Annotated in this window: 10 protein-coding genes and 2 pseudogenes; 6 read left to right on the top strand and 6 right to left on the bottom strand. The window is 71.7% G+C overall.

Translation table 11 applies throughout. The features are described 5' to 3' along the window. From ACWIHY_RS33415 to ACWIHY_RS33395, 5 genes and pseudogenes are all read right to left on the bottom strand, one after another. Positions 1 to 136 (bottom strand): annotated as a pseudogene (locus ACWIHY_RS33415) (ribonuclease BN); the annotation flags it as partial. 307 nt (positions 137 to 443) lie between these two features. Beyond that, positions 444 to 1,487 (bottom strand): fatty acid desaturase family protein, encoded by a 1,044-nt coding sequence (locus ACWIHY_RS33410; RefSeq protein WP_454380066.1) that lies wholly within the window; start codon positions 1,485 to 1,487, stop codon positions 444 to 446. Between the two features lie 325 nt (positions 1,488 to 1,812). Beyond that, the gene (locus tag ACWIHY_RS33405) at positions 1,813 to 1,983 is read right to left on the bottom strand and encodes a hypothetical protein (protein ID WP_454380065.1); all 171 of its coding nucleotides are present in this window, start codon (positions 1,981 to 1,983) and stop codon (positions 1,813 to 1,815) included. Positions 1,984 to 2,606: 623 nt separating this feature from the next. After that, positions 2,607 to 2,871 (bottom strand): annotated as a pseudogene (locus tag ACWIHY_RS33400) (transposase); the annotation flags it as partial. Positions 2,872 to 2,959: 88 nt separating this feature from the next. Continuing rightward, positions 2,960 to 4,054 (bottom strand): PP2C family protein-serine/threonine phosphatase, encoded by a 1,095-nt coding sequence (locus ACWIHY_RS33395; RefSeq protein ID WP_454380064.1) that lies wholly within the window; start codon positions 4,052 to 4,054, stop codon positions 2,960 to 2,962. Positions 4,055 to 4,786: 732 nt separating this feature from the next. On the opposite strand from ACWIHY_RS33395, the gene ACWIHY_RS33390 reads away from it, so the two are divergent. The 6 genes from ACWIHY_RS33390 (at position 4,787) to ACWIHY_RS33365 (ending at position 17,620) form a co-directional block, all read left to right on the top strand. Continuing rightward, complete coding sequence (locus ACWIHY_RS33390) at positions 4,787 to 6,094, top strand: MFS transporter (protein ID WP_454380062.1); 1,308 nt, start codon at positions 4,787 to 4,789, stop codon at positions 6,092 to 6,094. A gap of 117 nt (positions 6,095 to 6,211) precedes the next feature. Continuing rightward, entirely contained in the window at positions 6,212 to 7,540 is a 1,329-nt protein-coding gene (locus tag ACWIHY_RS33385; protein WP_454380061.1) for a non-ribosomal peptide synthetase, read from the top strand. A gap of 209 nt (positions 7,541 to 7,749) precedes the next feature. After that, positions 7,750 to 10,950 carry a non-ribosomal peptide synthetase gene (locus ACWIHY_RS33380; protein WP_454380059.1) on the top strand — a complete coding sequence of 1,067 codons (3,201 nt, stop codon included), beginning with the start codon at positions 7,750 to 7,752 and terminating at the stop codon, positions 10,948 to 10,950. Continuing rightward, on the top strand, positions 10,950 to 12,863 hold the full coding sequence (locus ACWIHY_RS33375; protein WP_454380058.1) for a non-ribosomal peptide synthetase: 1,914 nt from the start codon (positions 10,950 to 10,952) through the stop codon (positions 12,861 to 12,863). Before ACWIHY_RS33380 ends, ACWIHY_RS33375 begins: the two co-directional genes overlap by 1 nt. A 1-nt stretch (position 12,864) precedes the next feature. Continuing rightward, complete coding sequence (locus tag ACWIHY_RS33370; RefSeq protein WP_454380057.1) at positions 12,865 to 14,742, top strand: amino acid adenylation domain-containing protein; 1,878 nt, start codon at positions 12,865 to 12,867, stop codon at positions 14,740 to 14,742. Next, positions 14,732 to 17,620, top strand: coding sequence for a condensation domain-containing protein (locus tag ACWIHY_RS33365; RefSeq protein WP_454380055.1), 2,889 nt, complete (start codon positions 14,732 to 14,734; stop codon positions 17,618 to 17,620). Before ACWIHY_RS33370 ends, ACWIHY_RS33365 begins: the two co-directional genes overlap by 11 nt. Before the next feature lie 518 nt (positions 17,621 to 18,138). Here the strand turns inward: ACWIHY_RS33365 and ACWIHY_RS33360 are convergent. Continuing rightward, entirely contained in the window at positions 18,139 to 20,538 is a 2,400-nt protein-coding gene (locus ACWIHY_RS33360; protein ID WP_454380053.1) for a bifunctional serine/threonine-protein kinase/ABC transporter substrate-binding protein, read from the bottom strand. Positions 20,539 to 20,691: the final 153 nt, after the last annotated feature.

Here is a 20,691-nt window from a genome sequence, read left to right as displayed (position 1 = left end):
AAACGATGATCAGCAGCGGCACCAGTGTGAGAAACCCCAGCGCCGCGAAGCCCAGCGAACGCGGCCCCAACTCCAGATCGCTGCTCCGACGCCACGCGCGGCCGACTGGTGAATGGCTGATCGTGCCCGTCGCCAGTACGCCCCCAGGGCTTGGCCGGCATCATTGACCTCTCGAAGTGCGACCAACAGCCCAGCATCCTGAGACAGGTTCTGTATACGTGCGGTCGCCAGACGGTGGCTGGCTAAGTCCCAGTCGACCACGCGGCCCTCAAGGTTCAGCACGCGCTCTTCCCAGACGCGGTTGAGGAGATCTCCGCTGGAGGCCGCGACGTGAGCGCACGCCTCCATGAGCAACTCCACCGTCCTAGCACGTGCCTCACTGCGCTTGCGTGCTCCTGGACCGGTGCGTGCCGTCCGCTGCCGTCGATGGCTGCGGCACGTCTCTAGGCAGGGACGCGGGCATGCCGGAGTGGTGCTCCGGCCTGATGGAGACTTGCGAGGGCCAGCCGGTAGGAGGTGATCAGCCCGGTCTCCACGTAGTCCAGACCCAGTTCCTGGCAGTAGCGCCGCACGATGGTTCGGGCCTTGGGCAGGTTGGGGCTGGGCATGCTGGGAAACAGGTGGTGCTCGATCTGATGGTTCAGCCCGCCCAGTGCGATGTCGGTGAGCCTGCCGCCGCGCACGTTGCGTGAGGTGAGCACTTGGCGGCGGAGGAAGTCCGGGCGGTCTTCGCCTGTCAGGATCGGCATGCCTTTGTGGTTGGGCGCGAAGAGGGAGCCGAGGTAGACGCCGAACAGGCACTGGTGGACGGCGAGGAAGGCGATCGCCATGCCGGGCGGCAGCAGCCAGAGCAAGGCGGTCAGGTAGGCCGCGAAGTGCGCGAACAGCAGGGCGCCGTCGAGCGTTCGGTGCTTGAGTGAGCGATTGGCCAGCGCCTTCACGCTCGACACGTGCAGGTTCAAGCCCTCCAGGGTGAGGAGCGGGAAGAACAGGAACGCCTGCCAGCGGCCGATCAGGCGGGGGAGACCCTTGGCGGCCCGGGCCTGATCCTGGGACCAGACCAGCAGGTCGGGGTCGAGGTCGGGGTCGAGTCCCGCATGGTTGGGGTTGGCGTGGTGGCGGGTGTGTTTGTCCTGCCACCACCCGTAGCCCATCCCGATACCGGCCCCGGCGATCCGTCCGGACACCTCGCTGGCCCGGCGTCGCCGGAACACCTGACGGTGGGCTGCGTCATGGGCGAGCAGGGCGACCTGGCCGAAGACAACGGCCAGGAAGACGGCGACCGCCAGTGTCCACCAACTGTCGCCGAGGAGCGCGACGGCGACCCACCCACTGACATACAGCCCGGCCACCACCGTGATCCGCAGCGCGTAATAGCCGGGACGGCGTCCCAGCAGGCCGGCATCAGCGATCTTTCTCGACAATCGGGCGAAGTCACTGCCGGACGTCTCCGAGAGCGGGGGACGGACCGTGGTGTTTCTGCTCATGGTGGTGAACTCTCTCCGAAGGAGGCGGATGGCTCGGCGCCGCCTTGGGAGCCGCTGAGACCGGGCCGCAGGTAGGGATGCGCTGCCTCCGCTGCGGGAATCGCATCGCGGGGGCTAGGACGATGCTTGGTCAGCCAGCGGCCGCGCAGGCCCTACATATGAACGCGGGTTCCCTGCCAGGCAGGTCTCACACCGTGACATGACAGGGCTTCTGGAGCGGTCCGCGCGCTTTCATGGCAGAACCGAACGCGGCCGGTAAAGCGGGTCAGCTCAGCACGGTGATGGCCGAAGGGCGTAGAGCGAGCTGCCGTTGACGCCTGGCTGGCTAAGCCACGGTTTCTGTGATCAGGACGGCGGCGGTGACCGGGCCCGCGGTGTCAGTGGTGGCTGCGGCGGCTACGGCGTCCCGGACGGCGCGGGCGACTTCCAGTGGATGGTGTCCGGGGGCGACCGCGAGGTGGATTTCGATGTGTCGGCCGGGGGGGTGGATCGTCATGGTCCGCCACCTTGACCGGGCGGCTTCCCAGCACGGTGGTTAGGCGGGCGACACCTGGAACAGCCGTCGTGACGTCCGCAAACTCCCTGGCGGGCCCTTGCATGGATCCTGTTCCGGTCATCGGGGGCGAGCTTCGCGGGGCCGCCGCTTCCGGCTCCGACGTCACGGCCCTCGTTGCGGTCCGCGACTTCGCGCCTGTCTCCGGGCCCTCATGGAGATCCGTGACGCGTAGGTCAGCTGTCACGGCGGCCAGGCCGAGCCGTTCGGCGGCCGCATTGAGCAGTGCGCTCCTCAACTGGTCGGCGGTCTCGGGCAACGGTTGCTCGAGGGATGCTGTGAAGGCGGCCTCGATCGATCCTGAGAGAGCCAGGCGATAGCGCGCTGGCCGGCGGACGGACGGCCGGCTCGGACACAGGCTCGAGCGGCGCCGATCCTATGCGCAGAGAGTCCAGCCACACACCGGGAATCTCAGCGGCAAGTGGTGAACCCGCCGCACGAGCGGCCCAGGCCCTCGCCTCCCGCACCACCTCCACCAGGCGGGCGACGAGGCTCTGCCACGGCGTCTCGTCCTGATGTTCTGGTCCTTCGGCCCCCTTCGACTCGCGTGCCGGCGGTGGGTCGGTGCGTGCACCCGCCGCATGCTGATGAGCCCGCACGATGGTGGAGTCGACCGAGATGTCCCCGTCGACCTCCCCGCGGCATCGGCCTCGGCCTGGACCTGCTGGAGCAGTCGCTCCCACCTGTCGTCTGCTGACCACAGCCGGAGGCGTTGATAGGCCCTGCCCGGGCCGAACCGCCCGGGCAGGTCACGCCAAGCACTCCGGTTCGTACCCGGTGCAGAATCCCGTCGATCACCTGCCGGTGGTCCCGCCACCTGCGACAACGCCTGTCGCTGACCGGCAGGAACAGCCGCAGCCGTTCTCCAGTCTGGCAGTTCTGCAACACGTTTTAGGGTCGGAGCCACGCTGGGCCGTGGTCAATGCCGCCTGTCAATCGAGGCGGCGGCAGCTGCGCCGCCTTGTTCGCCGGCCTCTTGTGCGAACCGGTCAACAAGGATCATCGCCACATCGTCCGCCAGACGGCCGTCGGTGTGGCGGATCAGCCCTTGGTGCAGTTCTTCCAGGAACTCGTGCGGAGCGCGGGTGTGCAGCGCCTCCATGGCCTCGGGCAGGGGAAAAAAGTCGTTGTCGCGATTGCGTGCTTCGATCACGCCGTCGGTGTGCAGCAGCAGACGGTCGCCGGGTGCGAACGGATAGGTATCCGTCTTGCCAGAGGGACCGACGATGAGGTCTTCCAGGCCGAGTGGCGGGAAGGGCGAGGTGGGCATCAGGGCCTGAACCGTGCCCTGGCGCAGCACCAGCGGAGGGGGATGGCCGCGGTTGACCACTTGGAACTCGTGGGTATCGGGCACCTGGGCCACCAGTGCGGTGACGAAACCCTCCAGCAGAACGATCTGATCGACCGCCCCGCGCAGGGCGACCTCCCGTCGCAGCGCGGCCGCACAATGGTTAATGACCTCCACGAGGTCATCCTCGTAGTGCACAGCTTCCCGGAACGCGCCCAGCACGGCTGCGGCCGCGCGCACGGCAGGCAGCCCCTTGCCCCGGACATCCCCCACGATCATGCGGACCCCGTACCGGGTCTGCACAGCCTCGTACAGATCACCGCCGATCTGCGCCCCCGTCTCAGCCGCGAGGTACATGCTGGCCGCCCGCACCGGGCCCAGCCGAGCAGGCACAGGCCGCAACAGGACCTCCTGGGCTGCCACGGCGATTCGTCGGACCTGGTGGAGTTCTTTCTCCCTGAGAGAGCGAACGGCGCTGCTTCCCATGACGGCGGCCACGGACACGACGAGAACAGCCAGGAAGTTGGTGTAGACCTGCTGGGTGCCCCATGCCTGGTTGTAGGTCGCGGTCGTCACGCTGACGGCCAGAGCGAAAACCGCTGCCGAGACAGTGCCCTTGGGGCCCATCGTCACCGCGGCCAGCGCCGGCGTCGCCGTGAGCATGGGACCCGTATACAGAAAGTGCACAGGCGAGAGCTCAATACCCACCACGACCAGCGCGATCACGAAAGGCACACACCGCGCCAGCGTGACAGCGACCCCGCTATGGCCGCTTACCCCCGGCCCAAAAGAGCGGAATGGCGACCGCATGGCTACAGCCTGCCTCGCGGAAGCCCAACGTTCCACTTGGCCTGCACGGCCTCGCCCCATTCAGCGACCCCTGACCAATCTTCGGCGACCCGACGGAAACGACATCCCCCAGAAGCCAGCACAAAAACCCGCTCACCGTGCAGATCGCCGAGTCCTCCGAAGCACCCCGGAGCAGCAGCGCACACGCCTCCAACGGCCCGGGTACCGGCAAGGAGTACGCCGGTCAGCCCAACGGCAGGGCCGCTCGCGCACGGCCCTGGGGTGTCCGATCCGCTACGGGACGCGGCGGGCCCGACGGCTCGCGATCCCGAGCGGGGTATCAGGCCGTACGGGACAGGATGCCGACAGCGGCAGCGTTTTCGGACTTATAGCGCCTGCCACCACTTCCGTGAACACCGTACGTGAGCGGACGACTATTTTCGGTCATAGGCGCGATCGCCACCTCAGGAGGCGGGGTCGACCAGGCATTCGCCAGGCGCGCGGGGCAGCGATCGTCCCGCCCCAGCCCCCTTGTGTGATGCATTCATCCGGACTTTGCCCTCATCCGGCGAAGAATTTGCTGTTCTGGTGAAGGAAGTGGAGAAGAAACGACCGAAAGTGGCGTTTGTGTTTTGACTGATGATCGGGGTGGCGGTGAAGGTCTGAGGCATGGCCCCCTCCCCTCCTGTCGCCGCCAGCACTCTGCTGCGCATCCGCGATTTCCGTCTCCTGCTCGCCGGCGCGGCCGCCGGACAGGTCGGCGCTCAAGTCACCTTGGTCGCCCTGCCGCTGGTGGCGATTCTCGTGCTGAAGGCGCCGGCGTTCGAGGTGGGACTGCTGACCGCGGCCGAGACCGCCGCGTTCCTGCTGATCGGACTGCCCGCAGGCGCCTGGGTCGACCGCATGCGCAAGCTCTCCCTGATGATCCGTGCCGATGTGGTCCGCGCCGTGGCCATGGCCAGTGTGCCCCTGGCGGCCGTGGCGGACGTCCTGACGATGGCGCAGCTCTACGTCGTCGCTCTGGTCACGGGGGCGGCAACGGTGTTCTTCGATGTCGCCCACCAGAGCTATCTGCCCGAACTGCTCCCCAAGGAGCAACTGATGGCGGGCAACGGTGCACTGGAGACCGTCCGTTCGTCGGCCCAGGTCACTGGCCCGGGCCTGGGCGGCGGACTCGTTCAGCTGGTCGGAGCGCACCTGGCGATCGTGGCCGACGCGATCGGCTACGCCGTGTCCGCGCTGTTCCTGCTGGCCATGAAGCGGGCACCGGAGAGCCCGCCCGAGCCGGTTCCGGGGGCCTCGCTGCGCTCGGACATCGGGGTAGGTCTGCGCTTCGTCCTCGGTCACCCCCTGTTGCGCGTCATCGCCATGACCACCGGTCTCGGAAACTTCTTCACCGCCGTGCTGATGGCCACTCAGACGGTGTTTCTCGTACGAGTGATCGGGCTGGCGCCGACTTCCGTCGGGCTGATGCTCTCGGCGTCCGCCGCGGGCGGACTCGTCGGCGCGCTGAGCGCCGGAACCCTCGCGGGCCGCCTCGGCCAGGCCCGCATCATCTGGCTCTCCGCGCTGGCGACGGGCCCGTTCGCGCTGTTGTGGCCGCTGTCCGGACACGGCGGCGCCGCAGTCCTGTTCGCCGTCGGCTCGGGGGTGGTCGCATTCGGCGCGGTCGTCTACAACGTGGCGCAGGTCAGCTTCCGGCAGACGCTCTGCCCGCCCCGGCTGCTCGGCCGTATGAACGCCACGCTGCGCTTCCTGGTGTGGGGCACCCTCCCGCTCGGAGCCGTGCTGGGCGGTGCGGTCGCGGGCGCGCTCGGCGCGCGTGCCGCACTGTGGCTCTGTGCCCTCGGCTTCCTCGTCGTACCGATTCCGCTGCTGTGTTCTCCCCTGCGCCGGATGCGCGACCTCCCGGCCCCTCCGGACGAGCCGGCCGTGCACGGCGACGGCAGTGGGGCCGAACGCGTCACCGTCGCCTGACACTCCCCTCCACGATCCGGCCCGCCCACACGTCTCGCCGCCCGAGCGTCCTCGGGACGACCACGCGCGTCGCATGACCACGCCGGACGCGTCCACAACCACGACAGAGAGGACCACGTGCACACGAGCATCACCGGCCAGTACCTGGCCCGTTTCCGACGCATCGCCGAAGCCGAGGCGGGTGCCGGACTGCTGCCCGTCACCGGCGCCCAGAGGCGCTTCGTCCTGGTACGGGCCATGGACCCTGCGGGGCGGCCGGACACGGTCCCGATGTTCTTCGCCTACCCTCGCGGCACCGTGGACGCGGTACGGCTGCGAGCGGCAGCGAATCACCTGGCGGCCCGTCACCCGGTGCTGCGTGCCCGCCCCGAGGTACTCCGGGGCACCCCCGCGCTGCGGCCTGTCGCGCCCGACGTGCCCCTGGAGCGCGTCGGTCCCGCCCCTGGTGAGGATGCGGCCGACGCCCTGCGCCGAGCCGTGAGCGCCTGGACCGCGCACGGATCGGCGATGCGGCTCTACCTGACCGAGGACGCGCGCACCGACGAGGAGATCCTGGGCATTGTCCTCGACCACACCGCCTGCGACGGCCAGTCGCTGGCACGCGTCGTCGAGGAGCTGGGCGGCGCCTACCGCGACCGGCTCGGACCGGCGGACCTCGCGCCCGCCGACGCGGAAGCGGAACTGGCGGCGTACGGCGAGGCGGTCCTGCTGCAGCTCGATGCCGAACAGCGAGCGGGCTCACCGGCCGCGCTCGGATACTGGGGCGACCGGCTACGCGCTGTCCACGAATGCGCACCGCTGCCCCGCCCGCAGAATCCCGTCCCCGGCGTGCTGCCCACCGGCGCCGCCGAATCACGGCAGGGCGCTCCGGTCGGCGGCGTACCGTTCCCCGCACTGCTCGACGCCTGCCGGTCGGCGGCCCTGGTCCTGTACGGGCCCGGGCACGTACCGCCGGTCGGGTACCCGTGGGGCGGGCGCCCGGCAGGCGCAGCGCAGGTACTGGGCTGCTTCCTCAACACCATCGTCTTCCCCGCCGGTACCGACGGCGCTCCTCACGGCTCCGGGGGCGACGCTCCCAGTGGATCCGAGGCCACGGCCGCCGCCTGGTGGGACGACCTCGACCGGGCGGACACCCCGTTCGACGAGGTGGTGCATGCCGCCCGGTCGGCGGGATCCACGTGGTCCGGCCGACTGGACGGCCTGCTGACCGTGGACGACGCACAGCGACGGCCCTTGCTGAGCCTTGGCGGAGTGCTGGGCCGCGAGGTGCACGTCGACGGGCGGCCGGTGCGCGCGCCGTTCGCCGTGTCCCTCACCCAGGGGCCGGAACTGCACATCCGCATGGTGTGGGACCGCTCGGTGCTGGACGACGAAGCGGCCGAGGACGGCTTCGCCGCCTTCTGCCGGGCCCTGCCCGCTCCCCTATCGGCAGCCCACACCGGCTGAACCGCAGGGAGGCCCCCGGGCTCCCCGCACACCACCGACATTCCACTGCACCCCGGCACGGAACGACGAACCGCAACACACTGCACGGCTGGACCGTGCATTACGGCCGCACCGCGCGATCCGCGAACGGCCTGCGAACTCCGGGCGGGAACACAACCGTTCCCGGCCGCCCCCCGCACCACCCGACCCGACAACCTCAGGGATCGCCCATGCTTCCCCTCTCCTCCTCGCAGGAGATCGTCTGGCTGCACGAACAAGTGCAGCCCGGCAGCCGCGCCTACAACTTCACGGCCTCACTCGACCTGTGGGGGGCGCTGGACGCCGAAGCCCTTCACCACGGGCTCGCCGCCGCCCTCGAACGCCACCCCGGACTCCGGCTGGAGCTCGTGGCCGTACCCGGCGCCATGCCCGCCCAGCAGGTGGCCGACGTCTGTGCGCCCCGTCTGCGCACCGTGGACCTGACCGGCGAGACCGACCCGGAGGCCGCCTTCGACGCGCTGCTGCGCACCGAGGCGGAGACACCACTGGACACCTACGAGGCACCGCTGCTGCGCTGGACCCTGGCCCGGCTCGCCGACGATCAGCACCGGCTCATCCACGTCGAGCACCACCTGATCCACGACGGGCACTCGTTCGCGATCCTGCTCGCCGACGTGTTCACGGTCTACCGCGCCCACGTGCTGGGAGAGCCCGTCGTCCTGCCTCCCGCGACGTCCTACGCGGACCATGTGCGCGCCCGGACCGGCGACGCCCGCTCCGCGGTGCGGCAGCAGAGCCTCGCGTACTGGGCCGAGGAACTGCGCGACGCCTCCTACGACATGCCCCTGCCGGGCCTGTCCCGTCCCGGCGCACGACGCAGGCACCACGGCGGTCAGCTGCGGCAGTCCATCGGCGCCGACCTCTCGCAGCGACTGCGCGGCCACGCCCGTGAGCGCGGTCTGACGCCGTTCTCCACGTTGCTCGGCCTCTTCGCGGAAATGCTGCGACGCCACAGCGGCCGCTCGCAGATGGTCGTCGGCACCGCCGTCGGCAACCGCCCTCGTGGCTTCGAGGACGCGGTGGGGATGTTCGTCAACACGATCCCGCTGCGGCTCCGCCTGGACCCGCTGGCTCCGGCCGAGGACACCATGGACGAGGTGACCGACACCCTGATCCGGGCTCTGCCGCACCAGGACGTGCCGGTGCAGGAGCTGACGCGTGCGCTGGGGCTGCACACCTCGGGCGCCGACAACCCGCTGTTCAGTGTCATGTTCAGCGCCCACGACGCTTCCCTGCCCGAGATCGACGTACCGGGCCTCGACGTCACCCTGTTCGAGGGCTTCAACACCGGCACCACCCGTTTCGACCTCGACGTGGTGCTGCTGCCCGACGACCGGCGCGGCGTGAGTCCCCGGCACGGCGCACCCGGCATGACCCTGGTCTGGGACTACGACGCCGACCTCTTCGGCGAGGACACCGCAGAGCTGCTGGCCGAGCGCTTCCTCGACCTGGTGCGCGCCTACCTCGACGCTCCTTCCACCGTCCTCGCCGATCTCGCCCCTCCGGCCGCCGCCGACGAACCCGCAGCCGTCACGGCGGCAGAGGAATCGGCGGGCGGTACGGACCTGCTCGACCCGGCCGCCGCGCACGACCCCTCGCTGCCCGCCCTGCTGATCGGGGCGCGCAGGCTCACGTACGGCGACCTGGACGAGCGGGTCGCGTCCCTCGTCCGGCGGATGCGCGCCGCCGGTGTGAGCCATGGGCAACCGGTCGCCGCCGTACTGCCGCGCGGCGCGGCGTCCGTGGTGGTGCTGCTGGCGTGCCTGCGGACCGGAGCCGTGTACTGCCCGCTCTCGCCCTCCGACCCCGCGTCCAGGCTGGAGCTGCTGCTCGACCGGCTGGGCCCCGCGCTCGTCCTCACGTCCGCCGACGCCGGAGTGACCCTGCCGGAGCACCTGCCGGCCGCCGACGTCGACGCGGACTCCTTCCCTGCCGCGCGTCCGGCCGACGTGGTGCCCGGGGCGGCGTACATCATCCACACCTCCGGATCGACCGGCATACCCAAGCCGGTCGCGGTGGGCAGGGCTGCCCTGGAGAACCATCTGACGGGCACGGCCCGGCGGTTCGGCCTGGCGGTCGGGGACCGGGCGCTGCTGTTCGCCCAGCCGTCGTTCGACGTGGCGCTGGAGGAAGTACTGCCCTCGCTGCACGCGGGCGCCTGTCTCGTGGTGCCGGACCGCGAGGTGCCCACCGGCGCGGAGCTCGCCGATGTGCTGGCCACGGCCCGCGTCACCGTCGCCAACCTTCCGACCAGCTACTTCCTCGCCGTCCGGGACGAGTTGCGCCCGGCGCTGCGCGAACGTCGCTGGGCGCCGAGGCTGCTGGTGCTGGGGGGTGAGCGCATTCCGGCGGACGCCCTGACCGGATTCCTGGCCGACACCGACGCCACCGTGCTCAACGTCTACGGGGTGACCGAGGCCGCGATCAGTTCCACGGTGCACGAGATCACCCGCGACCGGCTGACCGGCGGGGCGGAGATCCCGCTGGGCACCGAGCTGCCCGGCGAGAGGATCCATGTCCTGGACTCGGCTCTGCGGCCCCTGCCGGTCGGCGCGGTCGGTGAACTGGCCATCGCGGGCGCCGGTCTGGCCGAGGGTTACGTCGGCAACCCGGACGCCACCGCGGCGCGCTTCGTCCGCGTCGAGGCGCTGGGCGGCGAACGCGTCTACCTCACCGGTGACCTCGGCTACCGCGGCCGTGACGGGGCAATGCACTTCCTCGGGCGGCGCGACCATCAGATCAAGCTGCGGGGCTACCGCATCGAACTGGAAGAGGTGGAGGCTGCCGCGTCGGCCGTGCTCGGCGGCCGCTCCTGCGCCGTCGTCCTGGACAAGGCCGCCGTCGGCGGGCCGAGGCTGGTCGGCTTCGTGGAGGGCGCCGACCCCCGCGATCCGTGGGACGAGCAGGCCCTGCACGTCGAACTGGGCAGGCGTCTGCCCGCGGCGCTCGTCCCGGCCCGCTGGGCACGACTGGACGCCATGCCGACGCTCGCGGGCGGTAAGCCCAACCGCGCACAGCTGGCCCGACTGGCTGTTGGTTTGGAGGCTTCGGCGTCGGCCGAGGAGATCGCGGACGGGCATGCGGGCCCGGCGGAGTTCACCGACCCGACGCTCGCCCTGGTCGCGGAGGGCTGGCGGGAGGTGCTGGGCCACGACCGCTTCACCGAGTCGTCCCACTTCTTCCACTCCGGCGGGCACTCGCTCCTCGCCGCGCAGCTGGCGGCCTGGCTGGAGCCCCGGACCGGCTCCCGGCCGCCGATGCGCCTGCTCTTCCAGAACCCCGTACTCGCCGACCAGGCCCGCGCCCTCGGGCCCCTTTCCGCGGCGCCCGTTCCCGCCCACGCCGCAGCGACCGCCCCGAAGGAGTCCTGATGACCGACATGCTGAGTGACACGCACCCGTCCACCGCCTCCGCGCCGGTGAACGGCCACCGGACGGCCGAACCGAGCGTCCTGCACGGGCTCCCCCTGCCGGCGTCCGCCGCGACCGGTGTGTTCTCCCGTTACGAGGAGTGGGTACGCCGCACCCCCGACGCTCCGGCGGTGGTGGACGGAACCCGCACCTGGAGCTACCGCGACGTGGACGCGGCCGCCGACGAGACCGTACGCGCACTGAACGGACGCGTACGCACCGGTGACCTGGTCGGTGTCTGCCTGGACCGTTCGATCGGCCTGGTCGTCACGGCGATCGCGCTGGCGCGGATGGGCGCCGTCTATCTGCCGCTGGGGCCGCGTCCCGGTGAGTGCCGGATCCAGGCGGTGACCGAAGACGTCGACGTGGCCTGTCTCATCGGCGATCCGACCGTACTGCCGGCCCGCCATCAGGCGGCCGAACAGCTCATCCTTCCGCTTCCGGGTGCGGGCACGAACGCCGCCCCCACGGCCGTCGCCGCGTTCGCCCCGTCCGCCGAAGGGGCACGCCCGGCCCCGCCCGAGTCCTTCTACGCCGTACTGACCTCCGGATCGACCGGGCGACCCAAGGCCGTCGCCGTCGCGGAGCCCGCCCTGTCGGCCCTGCTGGACTGGTATCGCGCCGAGACCGGACTGGCCCCCGGGGACCGCCAGTCCCTGCTGATCGGCGCCGCGTTCGATCCGCACCTCATGGAGCTGTGGGCCGGACTGACGTCCGGCGCGGCACTGGTCCCCGCGCCGGACGCCGTCCGCTGGGACCCCGCCGAGCTCACCTCGTGGTGGCGCGACGCCGCCGTGACGGTGTCCGTGGCCGCCACGCCGATGGCCGAACCGGTGCTGAACCGGCCCTGGCCGCAGGACCTCCCCCTGCGCCACCTCGTCGTCGGCGGCGACCGGATGCGCCGCCGGCCGGGCGCGGACGTGACGGCCACCGTGCACAACGCGTACGGGCCCGCCGAAGCCACCGTGGTCACCACCACCCACGCCATGCGCCCCGACGACGACCGCGCCGGGGACGACAGTGCCCCGCCGATCGGCACCCCGATCCCGGGCGCCACGGTCCTCGTCACCGACGCGGACGGCCACGTCGTCCCCCGCGGCGAGGCGGGAGAACTGTGCGTCGGCGGCGGTTGCCTCGCGCTCGGCTACCTGGACGCCGGGCTGACGGCCCGCAGGTTCGTCGCCCCGCCGCAGGGTGCCGGCTTGGAGCGGGTGTACCGCACCGGGGACCGGGTGCGCATGCTCGACGACGGGAACCTGGAGTTCCTGGGCCGCCTGGACGACCAGGTGAAGATCAGCGGTGTACGCGTCGAACCGGCCGAGGTGGAGGCTGCTTTCGAACAGGACCCGGCGGTACGCAGCGCGGTCGTGACGGCGCCCCGGTCCGCCGACGGAAGCGCCCGGCTGGTGGCCTTCGTCGTCCCCACGGACAACGCGCCGGCCCCCGACGCACTCCTGAGCGCCGTACGGGCCTGGCTGCCCGAGCAGGCCGTGCCCTCGGCCGTCCGGGTCGTCGACGCCTTCCCGCTGGACGCCAACGGGAAGGTCGACCGAACGGCGCTGCTGCGCGACGCCGCGGCCCTGTCCGTACCGGCCATTGCGACGGGGCACGACCGCGACGACGAGTCCGTGACGGACAGCGAGCGCCTGGTTTTGCGCCTGGTACGCGACCTGCTGAACTCCCCCGGGCTCGGACTCGGCGCCGACTTCACCGAATCCGGCGGCACTTCGCTCGTGGCGTCCCGGCTGCTCGCCGCGCTCGAGAAGGAGAGCGGCGTCCGGCTGCGCGCACCGGAACTGCTCCGCCAGCCCGACCTGCGCGCCGTGGCCGCCGTACTGGACAAGCGCCGCTCCTCCGCGACGGCGGTGGCTTGAGATGGCGACCGTCCTCACCGGCACGCCCGCCCTCCACACCCGACACCTCACGGAGGAGCGTCACGTGTCCGCCGACCCCGCGCCGGCCGGTCCCGCCCCGTCTCTGCCCGCCCTGGTGGCCCGGCACGCCGAGGAGACCCCGCACGCCCTGGCCGTGATGGACGGCGACACCTCACTGTCGTACGCCCAGTTGGTGTCGTCGGCCCGCTGCCTGGCCGCCCATTTGCGCGCCCACGACGTCAGACCGGGTGACCGCGTCGGGCTGCTCGTGCCGCGCTCGGCCCGCACCGTCGTCGCGCAACTCGCCGTGTGGTGGGCGGGTGCGGCCTGTGTGCCGCTCGATCCGGCGCATCCGCGTCCTCGTACCGACGCGATGCTCACCGACGCCGGAGTGACTCTGACCGTCGGTGACAGCAAGCTCCTCGAAGGGCTCGGCACAGCCGGTCCCACACTGGCCCTGCCCGACGAGCCGCTGCTGACGGGCGAGGCGTCGGCCCCGCCCCACCACGCCCCGCACTCGACAGCGCTCGTCCTGTTCACCTCCGGCTCCACCGGGCTGCCCAAGGGTGTCTCCGTCACCCACGGCGGCATCGCCGAGCTGGTCGACGCCCCGCGGTACGTGACGGTGACGGCACGCGACCGGGTGCTGTACCACTCCCCCGCCACCTTCGACGCCTCGACGTTCGAGGTCTGGTCGGCGCTCGCCAACGGCGCTGCCGTCGTGGTGTGCACCGTGGAGCGGCCCTCCTTCGAGGACCTGGCGCAGCAGGTGGAACGGCACGGCGTGACTGTCGCGTTCTTCACCACCGCGCTGTTCCACCAGCTCGCGGCGCGGCGTTCGCGTATGTTCTCGGTGCTCCGCACGGTGGTGGTGGGAGGTGAGGCGCTGGCCCCCCAGCACGCCCGGGCGGTGCTGCGCGCCTTCCCCTGGCTGGAGCTGGTCAACGGCTACGGGCCGACCGAGACAACGACGTTCGCCACCTCCCACCGGGTGACGGACGAGGACTGCGACGGACTCGTGCCCATCGGCCGTCCGATCGCGGGTGCCACCACCCACGTTCTGAACGCGGACGGCCAGCCGGTGGAGGCAGGCCGACACGGTGAACTGTGGATCGGCGGCAGCCGTCTGGCGAGCGGCTACGTGGGGCGCCCCGAGCTGACGGCGGAGCGGTTCGTGGACCATCCGGCCCTGGGCCGTGTGTACCGGACCGGCGATGTGGTGTCGGCCCGCCCGGACGGGCTGCTGGAGTTCCACGGCCGCGCCGACGACCAGGTCAAGGTACGCGGATTCCGCATCGAGCCCGGCGAGATCGAACACATCCTGCGCGAGCAGCCGGAGGTGGACGACGCCGCGGTCACCGTGCGCCGGCCGGCCGATGACGACGCACGCCTGGCCGCCTTCGTCGTCGCGTCGCCCGGGCCCGTGCCCCGCGCCGAGGCGCTCCGGGCACGGCTCGCGCAGCGGCTGCCCGCGCACCTGGTCCCCGACGAACTGACCTTCGTGGAACGGCTGCCCCTGACGGTCTCCGGCAAGGTGGACCGCCGCGCCCTCACCGCGTTGCACGGCACCCCGGTCACCGGCGACGCCGTCGAGCCGCTGACCCCGCTGCAACAGGCGGTCGCCGACGTGTGGAGCCGCAGTCTGGGGTGCGAGGTGAGCCGGCCGGACGCCGACTTCCTCGCTCTCGGCGGACATTCCCTGCTCGCCCTGGTCGTCACCGACGATCTGCGCGAGGAGCTCGGAGTGGAGCTGTCCCTGCCCGACTTCTTCGCCGCCCCCACGGTGGCAGGACATGCCGCCCTGGTCGAACGCGCGCTCCTGGTCGACCACAGCGACCTTCACCCCGACGCCCCCGAGGACGACACCGATGGCCACTGATTCCACACCGAGTTCCGTCGCGTTCCAGGAGGCGTTGCTGCGCCGCGCCCGCGCTCGCGCCGGCAACCGCCCGGCCGCTCCGGCGCCGGAGCCGGTCCGCGGACCGTCGCCCGCCCCGCTCTCGCACGCCCAGCGCCGCATGTGGCTGATGGACCGTCTCGGCCAGGGCGGCTCGCTGTACAACGTGCCGTTCGCCACCCGGCTGCGCGGGCCGCTCGACGTCAATGTCCTGTCCGCGGCGCTCACCGCGCTGGTGCGCCGCCACCACATCCTGCACACCCGTTACGGGCAGCGCGGTGACGAGGCGTACCAGGAGGTGCTGGCGACACCCGACGCCCTGGACGTGGCCTTCGTGGAGTGCGAGGGCGACGGAACCCATCTCCTCACGGAGGAGGCCCGGCGTCCGTTCGACCTGAGCACTGGTCCGCTGCCGCGTGCCCTGGTGCTGCGGCACGGTCCGCAGGACCACACCGTGCTGCTGACGTTCCACCACATCACCATCGACGGTGCCTCGCTGGAGACCGTCGCCGGGGAACTGGCCCAGCTGTACGCCGCGGCCGTGGGCGGACGTCGGCTCACACTGCCCGAGCCGCCGCAGTACGGGGACTTCGCACGCCGGGAGCACGCGGCCGCCGAACGGCTCGGCCAGGGCCTCGACCACTGGGTGCGCCGCCTGGACGGTGCCGCACCCGTGCACCTGCCCCGGCCCGCGCCGGCGCCCCGCTCCCCGCGCGGGGCCGTCGCCCGGAGCACGGTACTGGAGCCCCGGGTGCTGCCGGCCCTGCGCGAACTCGGCCGACAGCACCGGGCCACCCTGTTCACCGTGTCCCTCGCGGCCTCGTTCGCCGCGCTGCACCGGCTGACCGGCGAGACCGACCTGGTCATCGGCTGCGCCGGCACCCACCGCGAGGGCGCGGCCATGCGCGACCTCGTCGGGCTGTGTGTCAACACCCTTCCGGTACGGGTGGACCTGTCCGGCGACCCGGGCTTCAGGACCCTGGTGGAGCGGGTGCGGGACGCGCTGCTCGATGCCCAGCAGCACCGTGACGTGCCGTTCGACCTGATCCTCGAGCGGCTCGGCGCCGGTGCGCGGGGAGCCGACGGTACACCGCTGGTCCGGGTCTCCGCCGACGTACTGCGGGAGCCCACCGTGCTCCGGCTGCCGGGAACGGTCGCCGAACCGGTCGACGTCGAGCTGGGCGAGGCCAAGTTCGACCTGTCGTTCGGTCTGGTGGAATCCGACACTCCGGCATGTCTTGTCCAGTACGGGCAAGCGGCCCTGGAAAGGGGAGCCGGAGACCGGCTGGCGGACGACTTCGGCGCTCTGCTGACCACGGTCGCCGAGAACCCGGATGTCGCTCTCTCACTGCTCCCCGGTGGGCGGCCGACACTCCCGGCCGACGGGAGCGGCCATCCGGCCGAAGCGCTGCTGCGGGGTCACCCTGCGGTCGCCGACGCCGCGGTGCCCGTACCGGCTGCCGGTCCGCTGATCGCCTACGCGGTGCTGCGTGGGGCCGTCGGCCCCTCCCCCGCCGAGTTGCGCTCCCACCTGCGGGCAGCACTGGCCCGGGACTGCGTGCCGGCGGCTGTGACACTGCTGGACGCGATGCCCCGGACTTCCGACGGCTCGCTCGACGCCACGGCGCTGCCGGGGGCGGGTGAGGCGCCCACGCCGACGCCCACCTTGGACGGGCCTCGTGCCCGCGCGGTGACGGCGGCCTTCGCCGAGCTGTTGGGCCGGACGCCCGCGCCGGACGACGACTTTTTCGTCCTCGGAGGGCACTCGTTGGTCGCCGTGCAGCTCGCCGAACGGCTGCGTACCGGGCTCAAGCTGCCTCTGACCGGCCTGGATGTGATGCAGCACCGGACTCCGCGCGCGCTGGCCGCGCTCCTGGACGAGCGGGAGAAGGAGCGGGCCGCTGTCCTCGCCACGGCCGCACAGGCTGCCGGCAAGCGGCGGACACGCGCGGGCACGGTGCTGGTGACGGGCGGCACCGGCGGTGTCGGCGCCTTCGTCCTGCGTGAACTGGCGGCCCAGGGGCGGCCCGTGCTCGCGCTGGCCCGGCCCGAGTCGGCGCACCTGGTGGTCGGCGACGGTGTCGACGTGGTCGAGGGTGATCTGACGGATCTGGACGGTCTGCGCGCCGCCGTGGAGAGCGTGGACGCGGTGATTCATGGCGCGTGCACGTTCACCCGCCCGGAGGTGGACGTCGCGGCGATGGAGGCGATGGTCGCGGCCTGGAGCCGAGGGCCGTTCGTCTTCGTCAGCAGTGTGGACGCGTACGGGCGGCCCGCCGGCCTCCGCGTGGTCGAGGACGCCGTCTCCGAACAGCCGCTGAGCGCGTACGGGCAGGCCAAACTCGACTGCGAGCGGATCCTGTTGAGGGCCGCCGGCACCGGAGGCCGCGGGGGCGCGAGCGTGGTCCGCTCACCCCTTGTGTGGGGGCCGCACGACCGTCTGCGCGATCAGCTGCGCTGGGGCGCCATCGGAACGCTCTACCAGGCGGCGCTCGCCGGGCAGCCCCTTCAGGTCCCCCGGCCCGGCACCACTGGGTACGCCTGGTACGGCGCGCCCTGGGTCCACGCGTCCGCACTGGCCCGCGCCGTGACGGCCTGCGTCGACACACCGGTCCACGGGACCGCCAACGCCGTGAGCGGTCACGTCGCGTGGCCCGACCTGGCGGCCGAACTGGCCGGGCTGCTCGACGGTGACAGCGAGGTCCGTCTCGTGGACCGGGTACATCCGGACCTGGACCACCGCTGGCACTACCAGGCCGACCGGTTGGCCCCCGCACTGCGCGAACTGCCGGGCGAGGACTGGCGGTCCGTGCTCGCCACGATGGTCGGGCGTCCCGGACGGGAGCGGGGCGAGCGGTGACCCGAGGGACCGGCTGCCGCAGCACTTCGGCGGCCGGTCCCCCCGGGGGCCTTCGTGAGCTCATAGGCCGGAAGGCTTTCCAACCCGAAGCGCCACTTCGGGAGCATCACCGCAGGCGGGTGAGTGGGGCGAATGCCAGAGCGTGCAATGCTCTCTGGCCACCCGCGACCGCGACCAGCCATCCGTGGTCGCAGGTGACCAACTGGTAAGCCGGAAAGGCCTCAGTGAGCGCCCCGCTCGTAGTTCGTATCGAGGGGCGTGATGACATCCACCCCTGACATCAACGTCGGCAGACGGCAGCAGCGCGGCGAAGGTCGAGCGAGCAGTCAGTCGGACCAGCATTCTCACGACTGGCAGCCGTACGCAACGGTCCGGGGCATTGCTTGACGGACTTGCCGCAGGTCAGGCAGGTGTTGCCCGTGATGCAGACCTGACGGAGCGGCATCATGCACCAGTCGTCGGGCAGGAAGCGGTCGGCGCGCCGGGCCCGGCGACTGCGGCCCGTCCGTCGGGGCGGATCAGGGCGTGAGGGAGCCGCTCTTCACGGTCGTCCAGCTGCCGCCCTTCACCGCGTACACCGTCAGCCGGCGGTCGACCGTGTCGCCGTACTTGTCGAAGGCCACGCGACCCGTGACGCCGTCGAACCTCAGTCCCGCCACCGCCTGCGGCATCTTCGCCCGAGCGTCCTTGGGGAGACCTCCGTGGGCCGCCACGACGGCCTTCACCGCCTCGATGACAGCCCAGGCCGCGTCGTACGCGTAGGGGCCGTACGAACCGGCCGCCTCGGGGTACCCCGCCTTTCGGTACTGCGCGAGGAAGGTCTCTCCTCTCGCCAGGCTCTCGGCGGGTACGCCGATGTTGGTGGCGAGGTCGCCCTCGGCCTTCGGATTGGTCGTGAGGAATTGCTGGTCGAAGACACCGTCGCCGCCCATCAGCGGGATGTTCAGGCCCGCCTGCTTGAGCTGCCGGGAGAGCGGCGCCGCGGTGGTGTAGTAGCCGCCGAAGTAGACGGCCTCGGCGCCGGAGCTCCGGACCCTCGTGGCGAGGCCCGCGAAGTCGCTCTCCGCAGGGTCGACTTGCTCGGTGCCGACGACGGTTCCGCCGAGCTTCGTGAATTCGGCCGTGAACCCGGAGGTGAGGCTGGTGCCGTAGTCGCTGCTGTCGTCGATGACGTAGAGCTTCGTCTTCCTCACTTCTTCGTGGAGGTACCGGGCTGCGAACGGCCCCTGGTCCACGTCCGTCGCAACGGTGCGGAAGTAGGTCTTGTACGGGCGGGACTTGGTGCCCTCGGCCCAGTGGGGGCCCAGTGTCAGCACGGGGTTGGTGTTGGCCGGCGACACGTTGACCAGGTTCGCCTGTGCGAGCGGTTCCGCCATGGTCCGGGCGACACCGGAGTTGAGTGGTCCGACAACGCCCAGCACTTTCTCGTCGGCGACGAACTGGGCCGCGTTAGGCGCGCCCTTGGCGGGAGAGGAATCGTCGTCCAGGGCCTTGATCTGAAAGTTCACGCCGGGTACGTGGCGGGTCCGGTTAGCGGTCTCGGCTGCCAGGTCGGCGGAGTTCTTGATGCCGACGCCCAGGGAGGACAGGGCGCCGCTGAGCGGTGCGTCCACCCCGATCACCACGGTCACGGGGGAAGCCGCAGAGCCACTGCCGGCCGCACCACCGCCGCCGGGCGGGGTGTCGCGATTGAAGGTCCAGGTCAGGACGGAGCCGACGGTGAGCGTGGCCACGGCCACCCCGAGGAGGGTGGAGCGCCGGGTGAGTGCGCGCCGCCGGGCGGTCACCCCGTCGGCGCGCCCCTCTTGGTCCCTCCCACCGAGCGAGACGACGTCCTCGGCCTCGGCCGTGGGAAGGGGCACGGGCGTGGTGGTCGGCCGGTTCGGTACGGGCCTGCTTGGGGAGTCGGGGGCGGATGCGGAGTCCCTGACCGTGGGCGTCGGCCGGGGTGGCGGGGACGGCAGTTCCGCCTCCCGCTCCGTCGGGGTGGGGGCGTGCTCCGTCGCCGCGTCCGGAACAGGTGCCGGATCCGGTGCGGGTACGGGTACGGCCTCGGGCTGGACGCCCTCGGCGGTTACGCCTGCCCGGGACCGGGAGGACCGCAGCGCCGACGCCAGCAACTCGGCGGCCTCGGCGACCCCCGGTCGATGCGCCGGGTCCTTGGTGAGGAGCGCGTCCAGCACGGGCGCCAACGGGCCGGCGTGGGTCGGCGGCCGGTGGGGGCGGGTGAAGACGGCCACGGCTAGGGCGTGGAGCCCCTCGGCGTCGAACGGCGGCTGCCCCTCGACGGCGTGGTAGAGGGTGGCGCCGAGCGCCCACAGGTCGTTGGCGGGGGTCGGGCGCTTGCCCTCCAACTGCTCCGGCGGCATGTAGTGCGGGGTGCCGATGACGATCCCGCTGTGGCTGAGCTTGGTCGTGGCGTCCGCGAGGTGGGCGATGCCGAAGTCGGTGAGGACGACGCGGTCCTTGGTCAGGAGCACGTTGTCCGGCTTGATGTCGCGGTGGACGATCCGCGCGGCATGTGCCTCGGCAAGCGCGTCGAGCATGGCGGAGCCGATCTCCGCCACCCGCTGCGCGGGCAGCCGGCCCTGCTGGCGGATGGCCGCGGCCAGGGACTGTCCCCGGATGAACTCCATGACGATCACGGGAGCGCCCCGGTGCTCCACGACGTCGTGAATGGTGATGATGCCGGGATGGCTGAGAGTGACCGCCGCACGGGCCTCGCCGGTGAAGCGCCGGAGCAGTGTGGCGCGGTCGCCTTCGTCCAGCCCCACCGGGAAGAGGATCTCCTTGATGGCGACCTCGCGTCCGAAGAGCTGCTGGTCGACGCCCCGCCAGACCCGGCCCATGCCGCCCTGGCCGATGCGTTCGACCAGCTGGTACCGGCCGGCGATGAGTTCGGAGTTCTGCTCGGTCACGCGCATACTCTAGGTCCTGGTGGGCCGATCAGGTGACGGAACGATGGCCTGATCACGGCCGTCGCCGGGGTGACACGGTGAGGCCGCTGGAAGCGGCCCCGCCCTCCGCCGTCGCCCGTCTGCCCGGAATCGTGCGCAATGCGCTGGAGCCAC

The organism is Streptomyces sp. NPDC055287 (genome assembly GCF_053646035.1).
Note: the sequence above shows the minus strand (reverse complement) of the source record. Positions and strands in the feature narration are given on the sequence as shown.

Bases quoted from the DNA above. Each gene is read 5' to 3' on its own strand.
- ACWIHY_RS33365 (WP_454380055.1), top strand. From the start codon at position 14,732: ATGGCCACTGATTCCACACCGAGTTCCGTCGCGTTCCAGGAGGCGTTG.
- ACWIHY_RS33405 (WP_454380065.1), bottom strand. From the start codon at position 1,983: ATGACGATCCACCCCCCCGGCCGACACATCGAAATCCACCTCGCGGTC.
- ACWIHY_RS33390 (WP_454380062.1), top strand. From the start codon at position 4,787: ATGGCCCCCTCCCCTCCTGTCGCCGCCAGCACTCTGCTGCGCATCCGC.
- ACWIHY_RS33380 (WP_454380059.1), top strand. From the start codon at position 7,750: ATGCTTCCCCTCTCCTCCTCGCAGGAGATCGTCTGGCTGCACGAACAA.
- ACWIHY_RS33375 (WP_454380058.1), top strand. From the start codon at position 10,950: ATGACCGACATGCTGAGTGACACGCACCCGTCCACCGCCTCCGCGCCG.
- ACWIHY_RS33370 (WP_454380057.1), top strand. From the start codon at position 12,865: ATGGCGACCGTCCTCACCGGCACGCCCGCCCTCCACACCCGACACCTC.
- ACWIHY_RS33410 (WP_454380066.1), bottom strand. From the start codon at position 1,487: ATGAGCAGAAACACCACGGTCCGTCCCCCGCTCTCGGAGACGTCCGGC.